Here is an 18,435-nt window from a genome sequence, read left to right on the forward strand (position 1 = left end):
GCGCCTGAGGAACGATGCAAGTTTAGTCTCAGGCGGCCCCGGTCACCATCCAGCGATCATTCCGGACCCGCCAGCCCAGAGTCAGTGCGCGCGCCAGCATGTACCCGACACCGAACGCTGCCCATAGCCAGGCGATCCCCTCCAGTCCCGTCAGGCCGGCTGCGAACACCAGAACCAGCAGTGGAACGTACAGAACCAGATTTACGACGCCGGCGAGCGCCAGATACCTCGCGTCACCCGCACCGATCAGCACTCCGTCCAGCACAAAGACGTAGCCGCAGACCGGCTGCGCTGCGGCGAGTACCCAGAGGCCTATGGTGAAGGCCGCCCGGACGCCCTCGTCAGAGGTGAAAATCCAGTCAATGAACGGTGCAGCGGCTGCCAGCATCAGTCCGGTGAGCACGCCGAAGACAACTCCCCAACGGATCATGGTGCGGGTGAGGGCATGTGCGAGAGGCCGGTTGCCAGCACCGAGCTCCTTCCCGATGAGCGCCTGTGCCGCAATCGCAAGAGCATCCAGCGCGAAGGCGAGGAGAGTGAAGATGGTCATGATCAGCTGGTGGGCTGCAAGGGACACGGGCCCTTGCGACGTTGCCACCACCACCGTTGCGAGGATCGCCACCCGCAGACTGGCGGTCCGGAGCATCAGCCATGAACCGACGCGTGCCGTTGCCCTCAGGCCCCGCCAGGTAGGACGAAGCGAAACCGAGTGCCTGCCTGAAAAGCGATAGATGATGACGAGATAGACCGCTGCCATGCCCCATTGCGCAATGCTCGTCCCCAGCGCGGAACCTGCAACGGAAAGCCCCGCACCGTATACCAGTAGGTAGTTCAGGACGATATTGGCGCCGAACCCGGCTCCGGCCACTACCAGCGGCGTGCGTGTATCCTGGAGCCCCCTCAACACTCCTGTTGCCGCGAGTACAACAAGCATGGCTGTCAGCCCGGGCATGGAGAACCGCAGGTAATCCACCGCGAACTGGTGAACTTCGCCTTCAGCGCCCATTGCGGCAGCGAGCCCTGGCGCGAGGATCCATCCGAGAACCGATAGGGTCACACCCAGCAACAGTGCCAGCCCGACGCCGTCGCGCCCTGCTGCGAGTGCATCCTGCATGCGGCCGGCGCCGAGGAACCGCGCAACCGCAGGCGTTGTCGAGTAGGCGAGGAAAACCATAAGTCCGACGGCGGTCTGAAGGATTGTTGATGCGAGTCCCACGCCGGCCAGTTGGTTTACGCCCAGATGACCGACGATCGCGGAGTCCGCCAGCAGGAAGAGCGGCTCCGCAATGAGAGCACCCAGCGCAGGTACGGCAAGGCGGAGAATGGAGCGGCCAAGCTGGCGGCGGTCGGGGACAGTGGTGGACACGAATCCCAGCCTAGGCCCTGGGCAGGACAAAACGGATGGGCCATCCTGGCTCCGAATAGCTACGCTGGGTACTGGTTGAATAGCTGTTCAGCCAGATGAGGAGATGTCCGTGAAAGCTGGAGTCAAGCACTTCATCGTTGGTGCTGCACTCCTTCTGTTCAGCACCTTCTTCATACCGCAGGGGATGTCAGGTTTTGCGCGGTCCGCCGCTCGCAGCGAGCCTGTCGATGCCGGTTCCATAGTGCTGCTGATTATCGGCGTTGTCATCGTGGTGGCGGCGATCGCGTTGATCGCCGCCACCACATGCTGCGTTACAGGGAGCGCGCACGCGAGGCCGGGCGGAGGCCAACGGACCTCTCCTAAGGTCATAGCCCTTTCTCAACCATCTCCAGCAGTCGCCGCGCAGCGAAGGTCCGCTGCTCCTCATCCAGTCCCTGCAGCGGTCCGTCAATGACGAGCATGGCGAGCCCATGCACCGACGACCACGCCAGGAACTCAGCTCCCAAACGCCGCTCCGCCGGAAGAACACCCGCCTCGACCAGACCATCCAACGCCGCAGACAACAACTGGAACGGTGTCAGGCCGCTGTCGCCGGCCGAATCAGGGGCAGCGGCATCGCGCAGGTCCGCATGCTCCGCGAACGCAGTACGAAAAAGGCCCGGCTGGGTCTGTGCATAACGAAGATACCCGGCTCCTACGGCGCGGAGCCGAGCCTTGGCCACGTCGCCGACGTCGCCGGTTGATTCAATCCGGGACAGTTCCTGCTCGATGGAACGCGCCAGTTCCGCCTGAGCTGCCATCGACACGGCATGGAGGAGTGCCCGCTTGTCGGCGAAGTGCCGGTAGGCGGCGTTGGGTGTCACGCCCGTGCGGCGCGTGACCTCACGGAGCACGACGGCGGAGGGCCCGCCCTCGCGGGCAAGTTCAGTACCAGCAGCCACCAGGGCGCGCTGCAGGTCACCGTGACGGTATGTGCTGCGCTTCCGATGAGTCACACCATCTCCTCCCCTCGTGAGGCGCCTAAACAAATGTGAACAGTGTCAACAATTGTGCCACGGCGCCGGTAATCGAGCCGGGACGTTCAGCGCAGGGTTGCTGCCTCGGCGGAAAGGTTCATCCGAGCCTTCACCGCCCACAGACGCCGCCCCTCGGCAGTGCGATAAAGGGGATCAAGATTCAACAAGCGGTCGACGACGGCGGCCCTCCCCCGCGCGAATTCCGGGTCCGGTATGTGGGCGTACTCCTCCCGGACGGCGGCGAGGTACCGCCGGTACCCGCCCGGAGCACGGCCCAGCACCGCAAGGTCCGCATCACACAGCAACTCGGCCGGGCGGTCACCCTGCAGCGGTGCGTGCGTAGTGGTCAGCAGCACCAGGCGCCTCACCTCCGCATGAGTCTCTACGACACCTTCGAGCAGGGACCCCGCGAGCGCAGCCGACGCCGCCTCATCCTCCCCAGCTCGGCCGTTATACACAGCGTCGTGAAACCAGGCGGCGAGCCGGGCATTCAGGCGGGTTTCGGCGTCGTCGTTCTCGGTGAAAAGGAGGTCCAGCGCCTCCAGGACATCGAGCAGGTGTTCGGGCGTATGGTAGCGGCGGTGCGGCTCCGACCACCGGCCCAGCAACTCCGCGCTGAGCCGGGACGTGCCGGGCAGGGTCTGCTCCCATCGCGTGAGGAGGGACCGGCGGATGCGGTCCGGCCGGCGTCGTGCAGGTACCCGTAGCCCACTGGCGATCAGGACCCGCACCAGCGTTCCGCCGTCAACCTCGTGGGCACCGAGCTCGGCGAGCCGGCGGTAGCGCCGGGCCGGGACGTCGTAGTGATCTATGTCGAACGCGCGCTCGGGAATGCCGGCACTGGCTGCGAATGCGTGCAGCTCAGCGAGCGAGGTATCCGAGATGAGGTGCGAGAAAAGCGTGCCGTGCGCGGGCCAGAGCGGAGGATCGATATACACGGCCATGGGATAGAAGCATACCCAGCAAAACCCCTGTACAGCCGCTGGGTGCTGTGCCATTGTTTACGGTGTCTACATGCGGTGCCGTCGTGCGTTTGGTGTGTCCACGGCGACCGCGTTTTCACCTTCGCGAATCGAGTACCCATGGAAACCGCCCTCCTTGCCGTCGGAACCAAAAAGGGCCTTTGGCTTGCAACCAGCACCGACCGGCAGAACTGGACGCTCTCACAGCCCCACCACCTCATGTCCGAGATCCCGAGCATCGGAATTGATACCCGCGAGGGGAGGACGCGCATCCTGGTGGGAATGATGGACTGGCACTGGGGACCCACCGTGGTCTATTCGGATGACCTCGGCGCGATCTGGTCCGAACCCGAGCAGGGCGCCATCAAGTTTGCCGAATCAGATGACACCGCGCTTGGCCGGATCTGGCAGCTGCAGCCGGACACAACGGGCCGGCCGGGGGTTGTCTGGGCCGGCTGTGAACCGATCTCCGTGTGGAAATCGACTGACGGCGGGCAGCACTTCGAGCTCAACCGCGGGCTGTGGGACCATCCGCACCGCTCGGAGTGGGGCGCCGGTTTCGGCGGCGCCGCGGCGCACACGGTTATGCCCAGCCCGGTCGACGACACCGTTCACGTGGCCATGAGTACCGGCGGCGTCTATCGCTCCACAGACGGCGGCCAGTCCTGGGAACCGCGGAACAAGGGCATCTCGGCGTACTTCATGCCGGACCCCAACCCGGAATTCGGTCAGTGTGTTCACAAGATCGCTCGGGATTCTGAGAATCCCCAACGGCTCTACGCCCAGAACCACCACGGTGTCTACCGGACCGACGACGGCGCAGAAACCTGGGAATCGATCGCTGACGGACTGCCGGCTGACTTCGGATTCGTGATGCTGTCCCATCCCCGCCGCGGCGGTACCGCCTGGGTTATTCCCCTGAAGGCCGACGGAGAGCGCATCCCCCCGGATGCACGGCTTGCCGTTCACCGCACGGACGACGCCGGTGCCACCTGGACCCGGCTGGACAGAGGCTTGCCCGCCAGCGAATACAACGCCGTACTGCGCGATGCCGCAGGCGTGGATACTGCGGAGCCGGTCGGCGTCTACTTCGGAACGCGGGGCGGTTCTGTCTACGCCAGCGCGGACGAAGGGAATACTTTCACTGAGGTGGCGGCTCACCTGCCGGATGTGCTGTGCGTGCGTGCCGCCGTCGTCGTTGGCGCCGCTGCTGGCGTCGGGTCACCATGAGCCCTGTCACCGTCCTGATTCCGACGCTGCTGCGGCCGCTGGTTGATGACCGGTCCGCCGTCGAGATTCCGCTGGAGGCGCCCGCTCCGGTTTCTGCGGTACTGGACACACTGGCCGACGGGAGACCTGTCCTTGCCCGTCGGATCCGTGATGAGACCGGGGCGCTGCGCCGCTACGTCAATATCTACGTGGACGGTGAAGACGTGCGCCGGGCGGACGGTCTTTCTACACCGGTTGCACCCGGCTCAGAGGTGATGATCATTCAGTCCGTGGCCGGCGGGTAAGCGGCTGCGCTCAGCCACAGTAGGCGTTAGTTTGGATGAATGAGCGTCTACCGGTACGAGGTCGAGATTTTGCATCTGCTCGTGTCCGGCCAGCACGCCTACTTCGGCCGCGCGCGTGATGGCGCAGCGGACGTGCCAACGGTGGACGCCGAGCATGTCGACGTGGTGGCCGGCAAGGGCATCGTCGGGGACCGCTTCTTCGGCAAGGCGGCGCACATGGACGCTGCGGTGACGGTGTTCGCCGTCGAGGCGTTGGAGGCGATCGCGGCAGAACTGGGTGAGGGTGCTTTCGATCCGCTGCTGACGCGGCGCAACGTGGTCTTGAGGGGTGCACATCTGGCGCCCCTGGTTGGGCAGGAGTTCACCCTCGAGTCGGGCCCGGACCGGGTGACGCTGCGCGGCGGCAGGCCCGCGCATCCGTGTGCGTGGATGGACCGGATGCTAGCTCCTGGAGCACATGCGGCCATGCGTGGCCGCGGGGGCGTGCGCTGTCAGCCTGTCGCCAGTGGGGTGCTGCGCCGAGGGCCGGCCGTCCTGGTGAGCCCGGTGGAGCTTGACCCGGCGCAGGCCGGCGTGCCTCATCGGCTGAAGCCCAGCCGTCTCCCGTGATCACCCTTCCCCCTAGAACCCGCCGGTGTCCGCTGCCATGTTGTTGAACCGCGAGTAGTGGCCCTGAAACCCGACAACCAAAGTCTTGGTGGGACCGTTACGGTGCTTGGCGACAATGACGTCGGCTTCTCCGGCTCGCGGCGATTCCTTGTCATAGACGTCGTCGCGGTGGAGCAGGATGACCATATCGGCATCCTGCTCGATCGAGTTATGAACGGCAATGCCGTTGGCAACGAAGTTGTGGTTTCCAAGGACAGTCGCGTCGAATACCTCTTCCTCACCGTCCGGTTCGATACTGACAACGCTGTCCCAGAGGAGATCATTGACTGCCATGACGTCGAGCTCCGCTGAGCCCAACACGGCCGCCACCCTTGCCAATCGCTGCCGCGACGGAGCGGCCTTGAAGAGGGTTGATCCACAATATTGGGTCCCAATGGCTGCCTGGAACTCACGGTGGGTCATATCCTTTTCCGCGAGGATGGACTTCACATCATCCCAAACCTGCAGAGGAACGGTGTCAACATTGGTGTTGGCTGTTTTGTCCCGGATGATCTCAAGCAGATGCTCGCATGAAGCCGCCCGGGCACCATGGACGCCGATCTCCTGAAGGAACCGGCGCTGATCGTCACCGCCCGAGACGTCGAGCGTGTAACCCGGACGGTAGTTGCCCTTGGCGGTCGCCGTTTTTACCCTGGCGCTGATACCGAAGCGAAGAAGGAGCCGCATTACGTCATCGATGAGCCGCCGTGAGGTCGACGCATAGTAGATGCGGCCGCCCGTAGCCGCCCGGTTCACGGTCACAGAACCGTCGGTGGCCCACAGGTGCTTCAGGAACAGGGAAATTTGGGCCTTGGGTAAAGCGAAGACCTCTTCCGGAACGAAGTCCCTCACCTTATTGGCGAGAAGGATGACCTGAGAATCATCCCAATGGGTCCGCTCTGACGGCCCGTTGACATGGCGAGGAACACCCAGTCGGTCCCCGACCTTGAGATGACCGAGCGCACGCCAGCCGTCGTAGGTGAAAAACGGGTGGTTGGAAGTGGCTCGAATAGTTTTCCCGGAGGCCAGCGTTAGACGGAAAACCTCCTTTGTGCCGGTCGAGAAAACATGAGTGAGGTGGCGCTCCACGTACCGGAGGCTGTCATCCAAAGACCAAACAGGCACATCCCGGGCACCGGTCCGGAACAGCTCGCCCATTGTGGTCTCCGCACCGGTATCCGATCGAAGCACCCTTGTGTCAGCAGTGAGGCAGCCCGATTCGCGAAGGTCCGAGACCATCGGCCGCTTGTCGGTTCGCTGTTCAGAGCCACGGTTGAGCTGGGAAAGCGCGACGACGGGGACGTTCAGTTCCTTGGCCAGGAGCTTCAGCGCGCGCGAGAATTCCGAAACTTCCTGCTGCCGGGATTCCACGCGCTTTCCGGATGACATCAGCTGCAGGTAGTCGAGGACAACGAGCTTCAGATCATGCCTCTGCTTGAGACGGCGGCATTTCGCACGAATCTCCATCAGCGACATGTTCGGGCTGTCATCGATGAAAAGCGGGGCGTCGTTCATGCGTCCCATCGTGGTGGCGATCTTGCCCCACTGCTCATCCTTTACGGTGCCCTTACGCAGGTCCTGCAGTCCGATGGTGGCTTCCGCAGACAACAAACGCATGGCGATCTCATTGCGGCCCATCTCGAGCGAGAAGAAGACGGTAGTCATGTTGTGCTTGATGGCGGCAGAACGGGCCCAGTCTAAAGCGAACGTGGAGTTGTGAGTGGGGACGAAGGACCTGCCTGCCAGATACAGATGCTCGTCATTCGTTACCTGTATGCATCGAACAGGTACCGACTCGACGCGTTCCACCGAGGTGATGAACCGCTGAGTCCGCTTCGGCGTGGACCTACAGTCCCGCTCTTTGTGGAGAATCTGCTTGCGAGTGAGCCCAAATACAGTGTCATCAGTGGAAAAAGTGATGACGAAGCACGTCGACGAAGAAGCGCTACGACCTTTGACAGGTCTTTCCCACCAGCCGGTGCGGTAGCCCAAGCTGAGCGCGAGCTCACGGAAATCTTTTGCCAAGCGAGCGTGCGTGACCGCAAACTGCACGCAGCCATTCGCGGTAACGGTACCGTCCGTATCCAGCAGACCGGCCAAGAGAGCGCGCCGCTGCGCCTCGCTCCCTCGAAGGTACTGGGCAGGGATGTGCTTGTTCCCAAGCACTCCAAGGGTGCGCAGCTGGGCTTGTAAAGATCCGTTGCCGTTACGACACGCCATACAACGCAAGCCGCCGGCGCACCGCTCACCGCAATCCATGCAAACGCTAGGAGGAACCGGGGCCGATACAGCACTTGCCCGAGCACCGCACGAGCGCGAGCAGGTCCGGACATGGCGAACCTTGTTTTCAAACGGGCGACTGCAAACGACACAAACACCATGGAAGATGTACTGCTCAGGAAGGCGTACAGAATAGGTGATGTCGGTAATCTGCTTCGTCACGTACCCCTCGCCGCCAATACGGAGGAGCACCTCCTCGTCAGCCGTGGTTATTCGAGCGGTCGCCGATGCGCCGTCACCCAGCCACGCCCCCAAAGTGTAAGGGCCGATCGGGAGCTCAGCATGAGGCAGGGCCAACGGACGGGTATTGCGCACTGAATGGTTGAGTCGCTGATCGCTGGTATTGCACCGGAGCGTATTCGCGATTTCCCGTGTAGTGCGAACAGAGGGGAACACCCGTTGATTGCGTACACCGCTGTGGCCTACGGACGCCGCCTGCGCGGACTTTCGGGAAGCTCGGGTATCGGTCAGCCATTGGTGTTCTTCGTCAGCAACGATGGTCGAACCGTCGTCGAACGTTATCTTGAAACACGGTCGGCCATGCATGACCTCCGTGGCAGCTACGACCGCGGTTGGGCTACCGTCTGCTGCTATCACCTGGTCCCCCACCGACACCTCACCCATGGTTGTCCAGCCGCTGGGCGTGGGCAGCGGGGTGTCCAGTGCAAGCGCTTTACCCATGGCAGGACGAGCCGCAATCACAATCATCTGCCCGCCATGCAGACCCTGGGTAAGTTCGTCGAATTCGTAGAAGCCCGTCGGTACCCCGGTCATCCCCTCGCCACGGTGGCCAGCCGACTCAATCTCGTCGACCGTGCCCTCGATGATGTCCTTCAGGGGCACATAATCTTCAGCGGTGCGGCGTTCGGCTACTGCATAGACCTCGGCCTGGGCGGCGTTGACGAGGTCATCCACCTCTCCGTCATTGGAGTAGCCGAGCTGGACAATCTTGGTACCGGCATCAACCAGGCGACGCAGGACAGCACGCTCGCGAACGATTTCAGCGTAAAAGCCCGCGTTGGCGGCCGTGGGAACAGACTGAATGAGTGTGTGAAGGTAAGCAGGACCGCCGATGCGGGAGATCTCTCCGCGCTTGGTGAGCTCGTCCGATACGGTCACGGCATCAGCGGGCTCTCCACGACCGTAGAGATCGATGATCGCTTCATAGATGCTCTCGTGTGCCGGGCGGTAGAAATCCACGCCGCGTAGCACCTCGACGCAATCGGCAATTGCGTCTTTGGACAGCATCATCCCGCCGAGGACGGACTGCTCAGCAACCAGATCCTGTGGAGGCGTTCGGGAGAACTGCGGTGAACGAGTGTCTTCTGATGAATCCGCATGAGTCAAAGACACGTGTGCGGCCTTCCTTCCCGAAACTTTCCCGATCCCTGCCCAGGGCGTCTGCCGAGGAGTGGTGGATCCGAGCTGAATAACTATAGATACCAGCCGTCACCGACAGTCCTTGCGGTATGGGATACCCCGCAACGCTAGTGCCCAGCTTCCGCTCTGCCAAGTGAGTTATCCACAGGGGGTGTGTATAAACAGGCAATTGTTCGGCGTGTTGTGTGCACAGGCTGGGGATATCTCTGTGGAGTAGAAAGAATATTAATCCACAATGTGGGGCTGACTTGGGTAAATGCTTCATTCCACCTGTGGAGAAGAAGTTTATTCCGCCAACATTCAGCCCGCACTTTCGTGTTGACAGACGAGCAAAAGAGCCCTACGGCGGCGCATTTATGCACTGACTATCCACAACCCGTACGCCACTAGACATCACGTGCGTCACAGCGAATAGAAAGCATGACGGCCCTTTATGCCCCTACACTGATGGACCGGCCATAGACGTACGGACACGGGAATACTCCACCTGCGAGATATATGCACCGGGTACGGTCCGGTGTACGTCTTAACCCTGAGATACTTCCACCCATGGCAGACAACAAGACTGTACCCACCGCCGCGTCCCCACAGGACTTCATCGATTCAGTACCCCATGAACGCCGCAGGCAGGACGCTCAAACGCTCCTGGCCCTCATGAGCCGTATCACCGGGCTGGAAGCGGTGATGTGGGGTCCGTCAATGGTGGGGTTCGGAAGCTACCACTATAAGTACGCTTCCGGCCGCGAGGGGGACGCCCTGGCCGTCGGGTTCTCACCGCGCAGCGCCAACCTCGCGCTCTACGGGCTCACTTACGCACCACAAGCCGCCGAGCTTCTTCCGGAGCTGGGCAAGCATAGAACTGGTGCAGGATGCCTGTACATCAATAAGCTCGACGACGTCGACCAGGACGTTCTCGCTCAGCTCATCGCCCTGGGTCACGAGTTCATGGTCAGTGAGAACTTCACAAGCAGCTGATCCGGCGGCAGGCAGAAGGCCCCCGCTCCCGAAGGAACGAGGGCCTTGCGCGTACTATGCGTAACTCTAGCTGGCGACGACGTCGAGATCGATCACTGCGGCTACGTCCTCGTGGAGACGAACGTTTGCCTGGTAGCTGCCGACCGACTTGATGTGTGCCGGCAATTCGACCTTGCGCTTATCGATGGCGCCAAGGCCAGCGGCCTCAACAGCCTTGGCGACATCCTCGGCCTTGACGGTTCCGAAGAGACGACCGGACTCGCCGGCCTTGACGGTCAGCTTGACCGGCTTTGCCTGCAGAGCAGCAGCCTGACGCTGAGCGTCCTCGAGTGAAGCGTGTTCGCGGGCAGAACGTGCAGCCTTGATGGACTCCACCTGCTTCTCGCCGCCCTTGGTCCACGTGAGGGCGAAGCCGCGGGGCAGAAGGTAGTTACGTGCGTAACCGTTCTTGACCTCGACAACATCGCCTGCGGTTCCCAGACCGGTGACTTCCTGGGTCAGAATAAGCTTTGCCATGGTGTGTTCCTTTCCTTAGCCGCGGCCTGCGCCGGAGTAAGGCAGGAGTGCAACTTCGCGGGCGTTCTTGATTGCCTGGGCGATTTTGCGCTGTTCCTGCACGGTCACGCCGGTAACGCGGCGCGCACGGATCTTTCCGCGGTCGGAAATGAACTTACGCAGCAGTGCTACGTCCTTGTAGTCGATGACGGTGACGTCAGCGGCCTTCAAGGGGTTGGACTTTGGTTTGGGCTTACGAAGTTCAGCCTTAGCCATCGTGGTGCTCCTTATGTCTGGTGGAGCCCGCAGAACGGTTCTGCGGGATGGGAATTTCAAAAGTGGAACGCCGCCGGTGCGGCACCGTTCCTGGAAGGTCTAGAAAGGCGGCTCGGATGATTCCGGGCCGTTGCCCCAACCGGACGAGTTACCGCCGGCCGGTGCACCCCACGGGTCCTGGGACGGCTGCTGGGCCTGCTGGCCGCCGCCGCCGTTCCAACCCTGGTTGGAGTTGCCGCCGCCGAAGCCGCCGCCGCTGTCTCCACCGAAACCGCCGCCACCACCGCCGGAGCGCTGGGTACGGCTTACCTTGGCCGATGCGTAGCGCAGGGATGGACCGATTTCGTCCACCTCCAACTCCATGACGGTGCGCTTCTCGCCTTCCTTGGTGTCATACGTACGTGACTTGAGGCGGCCCTGAGCAACAACACGGGTTCCCTTGGTGAGGGTCTCCGCTACGTTCTCAGCCGCTTCACGCCAGACCGACGCCCGGAGGAACAGCGTTTCGCCGTCCTTCCACTCGCTGGACTGACGGTCGAAGGTCCGCGGCGTCGACGCAATGGTGAAATTAGCCACTGCAGAGCCTGACGGGGTGAAACGAAGTTCCGGGTCGCTGGTGAGATTACCGACGACCGTGATAGTGGTCTCGCCTGCCATGGTGCCTCCTACGGTCACGGGCCCACCGGAGTGGGCCTGGTTTGATAGCCGAAATTACTCGGCGGAAACCTTCTGCTCCTCGGGGCGGATGATCTTGGTGCGCATGATGGTCTCATTCAGACCAAGCTGGCGATCAAGTTCAGCTGCAACAGCCGGGGTAGCGGTGAAGTTGACGACGGCGTAGATACCTTCGGACTTCTTCTTTATTTCATAGGCAAGGCGGCGACGTCCCCAGATGTCTACCTTGTCCACAGTTCCTTCGCCGTTACGGACGACATTCAGAAACTTCTCGAGTGTTGGCTCAACGGTACGTTCCTCGACATCGGGGTCGATGATTACCATCAGTTCATATGCACGCATTTGTGAACCCACCTCCTCTGGGCTAAACGGTCGCGGTCTTTCCGCAACAGGAGGTTCTTTAGCGTTGATCCGCGCGCGGAAACCACTCATTTTCAGCGGTTCCACGTTGGCACGGACTTATCAATACTACCGGACATGAGGCAGCTCTCCGAACCGCCTATGGACAAGTGGCTGGGCCGGCAAACCGTGTCAGGAAACCGTGAAGAACCGCTGCATCACCCGGGTGAGCTGGTATGGATCCTCGACGCCGCAGAGCTCACGGGCCGAGTGCATGGACAGCAGTGGAACGCCGACATCCACCGTCCGGATGCCAAGTCTGGTTGCGGTCAGCGGTCCAATGGTGGATCCGCACGGCATCACGTTGTTCGACACGAACTCCTGGTACGGCGCGCCCGCATCCCTGCACAACCGCGCCCAATAGGCGGCGCCGGGAGCGTCGGTGGTGTAGCGCTGGTTCGCGTTGATCTTCAGCAGTGGCCCGCCATTCAGGACCGGGTGATTTGCCGGATCGTGGCGCTCGGCGTAGTTGGGATGGACTGCATGGCCGGCATCCGATGACACACAGAACGACGACGCGATAGCCCGCCGCCGCTGCTCCTCACCGGCACCCAATCCCGACGAGATCCGATGCAGGATGTCCTCCAGGAACGGCCCGCTCGCGCCGGAGCGTGATCCGCTGCCGACTTCCTCGTGATCAAAGGCGGCCAGCACCGCGATGGGTGCGCCACCGGCGTCGTTCCTTGTTGCCTGAATGAGGGCGGTGATCCCGGCGTGCACGGAAGAGAGGTTATCCAGCCTGCCCGAGGCGAAGAACTCGCCGTCCGCGCCGAAGACCCGGGGCTGCTGAGTGTCCGCAACCACCACGTCGAAGCCGCCGATCTCCGCTGCTTCGAGATCAGCGTCGACCGCAAGAAGCTGCAGGAGGTCCGCCCGTCCCGGATCACCAAGGCCCCAGACCGGGTTCATGTGTTGCTGCTTGTCGAGCTTCAGGCCGTCGTTGACAGCCCTGTCCAGGTGGATGGCCAGCTGAGGGAAGCGCAGGAGCGGGCCTGTGTGCACAAGGTGCTCCGCGCCGTCGTGCGTCACCAGCCGGCCGGCGAGCGCCAGCTCACGGTCGAGCCAGGAATTCAGCAGCGGTCCGCCGTAGATTTCGACGCCGGCCTGTAGCCAACCGTGCCGTCCGATGGTGGGCTTGGGCTTCAGCTTGAAGGACGGGGAGTCCGTATGCGCTCCGAGGATGTGGAAGCCGGTGGTCTCCGTCGCAGTGGACGGGGTGATCCAGGCGATCAGCGCGCCGTCGCGGATGACGTAAAAGCGGCCGGGTCCCCCGTCCCAGGGATCGTCCTCATGCAGCTGGTTGAAGCCGGCCGCCTGAAGTCGGATGCCGCCTTCGTGGGCAGCGTGGAAGCTGGAGGGTGAGGCGGCAACGTAAGCGCCGAGGTCTGCGATATGAGCGTGAGCGGCAGTCATGCCTGCAAGCCTACTGTCCGCCGCGTGCTGCGCCGGAAGCCGGCAAGCTCAGAAATCGAGCCCCTGGCTTGGGGTAACCAGACCGGTTTCGTAGGCATACACCACGGCCTGGACGCGGTCCCGCAGATGAAGTTTGGTGAGAATCCGGCGCACATGGGTTTTCACGGTGGCTTCGGAGAGGAAGAACCGGTGTGCCAGCTCCGCGTTGGAAAGCCCCTCCGCGATGGCGCCAAGAACTTCGAGCTCACGCGGCGTCAGGTCCTGCAAAAGCGGGTCGCGGGGAGGCTTCGGCGCGTCGGGGCGGGAGCGTACGTACTCCTCGAGCAGCCGCTGGGTGACCCTCGGCGCAACCACGGCATCCCCGCTCGCGACCACCCGGACGGCCTGCACCAACTCGTTGGGCGCGACGTCCTTGAGGAGAAAGGCTGAAGCCCCTGCCCGCAGCCCTGCGAACGCGTACTCATCAAGGTCGAAGGTGGTGAGGATGATGATCCGGGCACACGCGCCTGACTGGGTGATGCGCCGGGTGGCCTCGATCCCGTCCATCACCGGCATGCGGACGTCCATCAACACGACGTCCGGCTCCAGCCGTGCTGCCAGGCGTGCAGCCTCAGCGCCGTCGGAGGCCTCACCGACGATGTGCATGTCTTCCTCGCCCTCGAGGATCAGGCGGAAGCCCATCCGCAGCAGCGGTTGGTCATCCACCAGCAGCACCCTTGTCGGCTCGCTCACGCAATCTTCTCCTGTCGGTTCTCAATGGGAACCTGTAGTTCTGCGGCAACAACCCATCCTCCGGACGGCGTTGGCCCACAGTTCACTGTGCCGCCGTAAATGGCGGCCCGCTCACGCATGCCCGTGATTCCCTGCCCGGTTCCCACTGACGGCAGCGGTTCCATGGCGCCGCGGCCGTCGTCGGACACCCGCACCCTGACGGTGCTGCCCAGTCTGGCGATCAGGACGTCGACCGTGGTGGCCCCCTTCGCGTACCGCAACACGTTGGTCAATGACTCCTGGACAATGCGGTGGACGGTCATCTGGAAGGCGGCATCCTCGGGCAGGCCCGGCCCACTCAGCTGCACCCGGATAGGCAGCCCTGCCGCGCGAAATCCCTCAAGGAGACCGGCGAGTGAACCGCCGGCCGGCAGCGGCGCGAGCGGGGCCGCGTCCGGTCCTTCACGGAGAACACCCAGCACCCGCCGCATATCCGCCAGCGCTGTGCGCCCGGTGGCGGAGAGCTCCGCCAGTACCTCCCGCGCTCGATCCTGATCCCGCTTCATGACGACGCCGGCGCCATCGGACAGCGCGATCATCACCGACAGGGAGTGCGCGACGACGTCATGCATCTCACGGGCGATCCGGTTCCTCTCGTTCGCGGAGGCAAGTTCCGCGTTACGTTCAGCCCACTCGCGCAACTCATTCTCATGCAGCCTCTCCCGGCGGACGGTCATGCCGATGCCGACGGCCACGACGTACCACATGACCACGAATCCCACGACAACCCAGATGAGGAAGGGAGCGTCGTCGGGCATCAGGTCCGGGATAAAGGGCAGGGGAACCACCGAGGTGACCAGTGCGGCAGCAAACGCCACAGCTGCAATTTTGATAGGGAAAGCCACCGCAACCGCGTACAGCGCAAACCAGATGCTGATGCCCACCGTTGCGCGCCCGTCGGAGATCAGCAGCGCCACGGGTTCGATCAAACACAACAGCGCCAGGACAACCAGTGGCCGTCGGCGCCGAAAGAAGAGGATGAGGGCGGCGGCGCCGAGAGGCGCTATACCCCACCACCCCAGGGGAAGGTCTGCTGCCAGGACGACGTTGGGCACACTGGCAACAAGGAACAGCACGACGACGGCGACATCCATCACCCGCGGATGTGACCGGAAGTACCGGCGGATGGGGCCGAGCCGCCGGGCGTTAATCTCGGTGAAGGAGACGGCGGCCGTTCGTTCCGCAGTCTCCTTCACCAAGGCTTTTTCACTCATGGAGTGAGCTTATGTGGTGCGCAGGTCTACTCGTCTAGACGTCGCGCTTCTTGGTGACCGCAACCGAGATGACGAGCAGCACGAGAGCCCAGCCGCCGAGTACCAGCGCACCCTGCCACTGGTTGAGGGCGTCTTCAGTGATGGTGATTGCCACCATCTGCTCGCCGGCACTGCTCGGTAGGAACCGCGCGGCGTCAGGGATCCAGTCAGCGATACCTGCCAGCAACGTGGCCACGAGGATCGGAAGAACAAACAGGAGGCCAATGGTCGTTACAACTCCGCCGGCGGTGTTGCGCAGGAGGGTTCCGATGGACATGGCAATGATGGCGACCAGGGCCAGAACCGAACCCGTGTTGATGATGTGCAGCAGCACGCCGTCAGTATCCAGGCCGAAGGCCAGGTCTGATGGGGCGAGAATCGGCTGTGCAACGAGGTAGCCGACGAAAGCTGAACCCGCGCCGAGGATAAATGCGATGACAGCGAAAACGAGCTGCTTCGCCAGCAGCGCCGGAATACGTTTGGGGACCGCGACCATGGTGGACCGGATCATCCCGGTGCCCCACTCGGAGGCAATCAGGACCACGGCCAGGGACCCCATGAGCAGTTGGCCGAAGATCAGTCCGGAGCCCGGGATGGTGGAAACGATCGAGGTTGCGTCCGGCGCTCCCTGCACCTGGGCAGCCACCTCCGGATCGGACTGGAGATCAAACAGGATAGTTGTCTGCCAGGCGAACAGCGCCGCGAGGCCAACCATGACCACCACGGTGATGCTCAGCATGATCACCGTCGAGGGGACGGTTGTCACCTTGATCCACTCGGACTTGAGTACCCGCGCGAAGTTCACGCCGGATCCTTTGGCGGGGCCGCGGTGGGAGCCGGCAGTTTCCGGCGCGGGTGCGGTTGCTGTATGCGACATGGTTACTTGCCTTCCTTGGAATCGGCGCCGGAAGGAGCCTCCGGAAGAGTGTGTGAGTGGTATTCGACCTCATCGGAGGTGAGCTGCATGTATGCGTCCTCCAACGAGGCCTGCAGCGGTGTCAATTCGTAGACGAGGATCTGGTGGTCAAGAGCGACCTCCGCGATCCGGCGCGAGTTCGCCCCGGTGACCTCGAGAAGTTCCGGTTCAAGCTGCTGGGTGGAAACGCCGTCCGCGGCCAGTGCCCGCACCAGCTCGGCTGGTCGGTCGGTGCGGACCCGGGCGCGGGTTTGACCCTGTGCGTCGAGGATTTCGCTGATGGGAGCATCAGCGATGATCCGGCCGCGGCCGATGACAATGAGGTGGTCCGCTGTGAGCGCCATTTCCGACATCAGGTGGGAGGAAAGAAAGACGGTACGGCCTTCGGACGCAAGGCCCTTGGCGAGGTGCCGGACCCACTGCACGCCCTCCGGGTCGAGTCCGTTGACCGGCTCATCGAGGATCACGGTATGCGGATCTCCAAGCAGCGCGCAGGCAATGCCGAGCCGCTGGCCCATACCGAGGGAGAAACTTCCGACACGCTTCTTCGCCACAGGTCCAAGACCGGTCATTTCAATGACCTCCTTGACCCGACTATTGGGGATGCCGTGAGTGGCAGCCATCGCCCGCAGATGGTTGTAGGCGGAGCGCTTGGTGTGGACCGCCTTGGCATCGAGCAGGGCGCCGACTTCACGCAGGGGTGCGGAGTGCTTGGCGTAGTGCTTGCCGTTGACGCGGACGTCGCCGCCTGAGGGATTGTCGAGCCCGACGATCATGCGCATTGTGGTCGACTTGCCGGCGCCGTTGGGACCGAGAAAACCGGTCACGCGGCCGGGCTTAACGTTGAAGGAGATACGGTCTACCGCCGTTTTTGCGCCATAGCGCTTGGACAGTTCTGCTGCCTCAATCATGATGGGCATCCTTGGGGAAGGGAAAGTTTTGGAATACACCCAACCCTACGGAGCTTCACCGCGAAGGGCACCGACCAACCGGATGATCTTGCACGCGGCACCGGTACGTCGAAAGGATGACCCCTATTTGAAGTTTTTGTCGCCTAGTTGCTGCTTCGACACCGTCTAATCGGCAAGTAGGCGACAAAAACTCCCGGCGACGATGGCGCCCCCTTGCCTACCCGGGCCAGCCCTGGGAACGTAGTGCCCCGCGCGCCAGCGAAGTAATCCACTGCTCCCCCTTCCGAATATCCAGTTTGTTGAGCTTCACCTGAGCCCAGTGGGCTTCGCGGGTGCGCTGATCCCGCCGGGCGTCGTACTGCTGCTGTTCGGGCGTAAGGTGATGTCCGCCGTCGTACTCTATGCAGGTCTTGAACTCATGGCAGCCGAGGTCCGCCCAGACGGGAAGGCCAATCTCGGTGTCGATCCGGCAATTGGGGACGAAAACGGGCAGACCGGCACGGCCGAGCATCAGCCGAATCTGGGTCTCGGGGGGCGAATCGACTCCGGGCTCAATCAGGTCGATCGCAAGCCGTGCCGCCCGGATACCGTGAATTTTGCTCGTGTGCTCAACCAGTTTTCGAAGTCCAGCGACAGGAATCATGGGGTGGCGAGGCTCTCCGAAATGGCGGTGGTGCTCGCTGACAATCGAATCACCCGCAGCCACCAGGTCATCAAGGTGCAACAGAGTTCCCAGATCGACGAAGGTGCGGAAGACACTTGTAACTGGCAACCCGTTTATGATCACTGTGTCTTCTGCTCTTAGCGCCAGTCGATGACTGACAACCCCGTTCCGACGGGTAAGAGAGCCGCGTGCAGGGCGTGCGAGATGCAGCACATCCTCGTGTTGACCCGGCACGGCAATGCCGTGAAGCCTCGCGGCACTCACGTGACTGACACAGGAGCCCGGATTGAGCTGTATGAAGGCTTCGGCGCGACTGAGAACGTCAGCGTTCTGACCGACAGCTTCACGGATGCCTCTCGTGGGCGCAGTCAGGTCCTTCGCACGGAGCCGCGAATAGGGGATTTCGTGGGCCATCGACTCCTGCACCGTGAACGGGCGCTGATCCAGTGGAGAAGGTAGGGGATGAGGTTGTTTCATCATCCTTTGATGCCACGCCGCACTCAGGAAAAATCAGCCGTGCC

General features: G+C 62.7%; 18 protein-coding genes. 4 read left to right on the top strand and 14 right to left on the bottom strand.

Going from position 1 to position 18,435, the window contains the following annotated elements:
• Positions 1 to 28: 28 nt before the first annotated feature.
• From ACZ2GY_RS16985 to ACZ2GY_RS16995, 3 genes are all read right to left on the bottom strand, one after another.
• The gene (locus tag ACZ2GY_RS16985; RefSeq protein ID WP_471672595.1) at positions 29 to 1,366 is read right to left on the bottom strand and encodes an MATE family efflux transporter; all 1,338 of its coding nucleotides are present in this window, start codon (positions 1,364 to 1,366) and stop codon (positions 29 to 31) included.
• Positions 1,367 to 1,731: 365 nt separating this feature from the next.
• A complete protein-coding gene (locus ACZ2GY_RS16990) occupies positions 1,732 to 2,361 on the bottom strand; it encodes a TetR/AcrR family transcriptional regulator (RefSeq protein ID WP_277358991.1) in 630 nt (209 codons plus the stop codon).
• A gap of 86 nt (positions 2,362 to 2,447) precedes the next feature.
• Positions 2,448 to 3,326 carry a DUF4031 domain-containing protein gene (locus ACZ2GY_RS16995; RefSeq protein ID WP_471672596.1) on the bottom strand — a complete coding sequence of 293 codons (879 nt, stop codon included), beginning with the start codon at positions 3,324 to 3,326 and terminating at the stop codon, positions 2,448 to 2,450.
• A 138-nt stretch (positions 3,327 to 3,464) separates the two neighbouring features.
• Here ACZ2GY_RS16995 and ACZ2GY_RS17000 point away from each other — a divergent pair, with 138 nt between their 5' ends.
• From ACZ2GY_RS17000 to ACZ2GY_RS17010, 3 genes are read left to right on the top strand one after another with little or no spacing between them, the layout of a single operon-like run.
• Positions 3,465 to 4,574: a WD40/YVTN/BNR-like repeat-containing protein gene (locus ACZ2GY_RS17000; protein ID WP_471672597.1), complete on the top strand. Its 1,110-nt coding sequence runs from the start codon at positions 3,465 to 3,467 to the stop codon at positions 4,572 to 4,574.
• Positions 4,571 to 4,858 (top strand): MoaD/ThiS family protein, encoded by a 288-nt coding sequence (locus tag ACZ2GY_RS17005; RefSeq protein ID WP_277358994.1) that lies wholly within the window; start codon positions 4,571 to 4,573, stop codon positions 4,856 to 4,858. The genes ACZ2GY_RS17000 and ACZ2GY_RS17005 overlap by 4 nt, the downstream gene beginning before the upstream one ends.
• 39 nt (positions 4,859 to 4,897) lie before the next feature.
• A complete protein-coding gene (locus tag ACZ2GY_RS17010) occupies positions 4,898 to 5,467 on the top strand; it encodes an MOSC domain-containing protein (protein WP_346027761.1) in 570 nt (189 codons plus the stop codon).
• 12 nt (positions 5,468 to 5,479) lie between these two features.
• Here the strand turns inward: ACZ2GY_RS17010 and dnaB are convergent, their stop codons facing one another.
• A complete protein-coding gene (dnaB, locus tag ACZ2GY_RS17015) occupies positions 5,480 to 9,139 on the bottom strand; it encodes a replicative DNA helicase (protein WP_471672598.1) in 3,660 nt (1,219 codons plus the stop codon).
• Between the two features lie 576 nt (positions 9,140 to 9,715).
• On the opposite strand from dnaB, the gene ACZ2GY_RS17020 reads away from it, so the two are divergent.
• Positions 9,716 to 10,141, top strand: a complete 426-nt coding sequence (locus tag ACZ2GY_RS17020; RefSeq protein WP_277358537.1) for a DUF1801 domain-containing protein — start codon at positions 9,716 to 9,718, stop codon at positions 10,139 to 10,141.
• A 66-nt stretch (positions 10,142 to 10,207) separates the two neighbouring features.
• Here the strand turns inward: ACZ2GY_RS17020 and rplI are convergent, their stop codons facing one another.
• The 10 genes from rplI to ACZ2GY_RS17070 all read right to left on the bottom strand — a co-directional run bounded on the left by rplI (position 10,208) and on the right by ACZ2GY_RS17070 (position 18,328).
• Positions 10,208 to 10,657 carry a 50S ribosomal protein L9 gene (gene rplI / locus ACZ2GY_RS17025; protein WP_056545506.1) on the bottom strand — a complete coding sequence of 150 codons (450 nt, stop codon included), beginning with the start codon at positions 10,655 to 10,657 and terminating at the stop codon, positions 10,208 to 10,210.
• A 15-nt stretch (positions 10,658 to 10,672) separates the two neighbouring features.
• Entirely contained in the window at positions 10,673 to 10,912 is a 240-nt protein-coding gene (rpsR, locus tag ACZ2GY_RS17030) for a 30S ribosomal protein S18 (RefSeq protein WP_005273147.1), read from the bottom strand.
• Positions 10,913 to 11,011: 99 nt separating this feature from the next.
• Complete coding sequence (locus ACZ2GY_RS17035; protein WP_277358536.1) at positions 11,012 to 11,569, bottom strand: single-stranded DNA-binding protein; 558 nt, start codon at positions 11,567 to 11,569, stop codon at positions 11,012 to 11,014.
• A 54-nt stretch (positions 11,570 to 11,623) separates the two neighbouring features.
• Positions 11,624 to 11,929, bottom strand: coding sequence for a 30S ribosomal protein S6 (gene rpsF, locus ACZ2GY_RS17040; RefSeq protein WP_026543913.1), 306 nt, complete (start codon positions 11,927 to 11,929; stop codon positions 11,624 to 11,626).
• A 189-nt stretch (positions 11,930 to 12,118) separates the two neighbouring features.
• Positions 12,119 to 13,399 (bottom strand): M18 family aminopeptidase, encoded by a 1,281-nt coding sequence (locus ACZ2GY_RS17045; protein ID WP_346027763.1) that lies wholly within the window; start codon positions 13,397 to 13,399, stop codon positions 12,119 to 12,121.
• 48 nt (positions 13,400 to 13,447) lie between these two features.
• On the bottom strand, positions 13,448 to 14,080 hold the full coding sequence (locus ACZ2GY_RS17050) for a response regulator (RefSeq protein ID WP_056546653.1): 633 nt from the start codon (positions 14,078 to 14,080) through the stop codon (positions 13,448 to 13,450).
• 47 nt (positions 14,081 to 14,127) lie between these two features.
• The gene (locus tag ACZ2GY_RS17055) at positions 14,128 to 15,384 is read right to left on the bottom strand and encodes a sensor histidine kinase (protein WP_277358534.1); all 1,257 of its coding nucleotides are present in this window, start codon (positions 15,382 to 15,384) and stop codon (positions 14,128 to 14,130) included.
• Positions 15,385 to 15,418: 34 nt separating this feature from the next.
• Positions 15,419 to 16,300 carry an ABC transporter permease gene (locus ACZ2GY_RS17060; RefSeq protein ID WP_471672599.1) on the bottom strand — a complete coding sequence of 294 codons (882 nt, stop codon included), beginning with the start codon at positions 16,298 to 16,300 and terminating at the stop codon, positions 15,419 to 15,421.
• A 2-nt stretch (positions 16,301 to 16,302) separates the two neighbouring features.
• The gene (locus tag ACZ2GY_RS17065; protein ID WP_056545515.1) at positions 16,303 to 17,250 is read right to left on the bottom strand and encodes an ABC transporter ATP-binding protein; all 948 of its coding nucleotides are present in this window, start codon (positions 17,248 to 17,250) and stop codon (positions 16,303 to 16,305) included.
• 217 nt (positions 17,251 to 17,467) lie between these two features.
• Positions 17,468 to 18,328 (bottom strand): hypothetical protein, encoded by an 861-nt coding sequence (locus ACZ2GY_RS17070; RefSeq protein WP_471672600.1) that lies wholly within the window; start codon positions 18,326 to 18,328, stop codon positions 17,468 to 17,470.
• Positions 18,329 to 18,435 lie beyond the last annotated feature (107 nt).

The sequence above is a fragment of the Arthrobacter sp. KKT183 genome (assembly GCF_055657625.1).

What these genes read in the sequence shown, in the direction of transcription:
- ACZ2GY_RS16995 (WP_471672596.1), bottom strand. Translation starts at nt 3,326, where the DNA reads ATGGCCGTGTATATCGATCCTCCGCTCTGGCCCGCGCACGGCACGCTT.
- ACZ2GY_RS17000 (WP_471672597.1), top strand. Translation starts at nt 3,465, where the DNA reads ATGGAAACCGCCCTCCTTGCCGTCGGAACCAAAAAGGGCCTTTGGCTT.
- ACZ2GY_RS17005 (WP_277358994.1), top strand. Translation starts at nt 4,571, where the DNA reads ATGAGCCCTGTCACCGTCCTGATTCCGACGCTGCTGCGGCCGCTGGTT.
- ACZ2GY_RS17010 (WP_346027761.1), top strand. Translation starts at nt 4,898, where the DNA reads ATGAGCGTCTACCGGTACGAGGTCGAGATTTTGCATCTGCTCGTGTCC.
- ACZ2GY_RS17020 (WP_277358537.1), top strand. Translation starts at nt 9,716, where the DNA reads ATGGCAGACAACAAGACTGTACCCACCGCCGCGTCCCCACAGGACTTC.
- rplI (WP_056545506.1), bottom strand. Translation starts at nt 10,657, where the DNA reads ATGGCAAAGCTTATTCTGACCCAGGAAGTCACCGGTCTGGGAACCGCA.
- rpsR (WP_005273147.1), bottom strand. Translation starts at nt 10,912, where the DNA reads ATGGCTAAGGCTGAACTTCGTAAGCCCAAACCAAAGTCCAACCCCTTG.
- ACZ2GY_RS17035 (WP_277358536.1), bottom strand. Translation starts at nt 11,569, where the DNA reads ATGGCAGGCGAGACCACTATCACGGTCGTCGGTAATCTCACCAGCGAC.
- rpsF (WP_026543913.1), bottom strand. Translation starts at nt 11,929, where the DNA reads ATGCGTGCATATGAACTGATGGTAATCATCGACCCCGATGTCGAGGAA.
- ACZ2GY_RS17045 (WP_346027763.1), bottom strand. Translation starts at nt 13,399, where the DNA reads ATGACTGCCGCTCACGCTCATATCGCAGACCTCGGCGCTTACGTTGCC.
- ACZ2GY_RS17050 (WP_056546653.1), bottom strand. Translation starts at nt 14,080, where the DNA reads ATGGGCTTCCGCCTGATCCTCGAGGGCGAGGAAGACATGCACATCGTC.
- ACZ2GY_RS17055 (WP_277358534.1), bottom strand. Translation starts at nt 15,384, where the DNA reads ATGAGTGAAAAAGCCTTGGTGAAGGAGACTGCGGAACGAACGGCCGCC.
- ACZ2GY_RS17060 (WP_471672599.1), bottom strand. Translation starts at nt 16,300, where the DNA reads ATGTCGCATACAGCAACCGCACCCGCGCCGGAAACTGCCGGCTCCCAC.
- ACZ2GY_RS17065 (WP_056545515.1), bottom strand. Translation starts at nt 17,250, where the DNA reads ATGATTGAGGCAGCAGAACTGTCCAAGCGCTATGGCGCAAAAACGGCG.
- ACZ2GY_RS17070 (WP_471672600.1), bottom strand. Translation starts at nt 18,328, where the DNA reads ATGGCCCACGAAATCCCCTATTCGCGGCTCCGTGCGAAGGACCTGACT.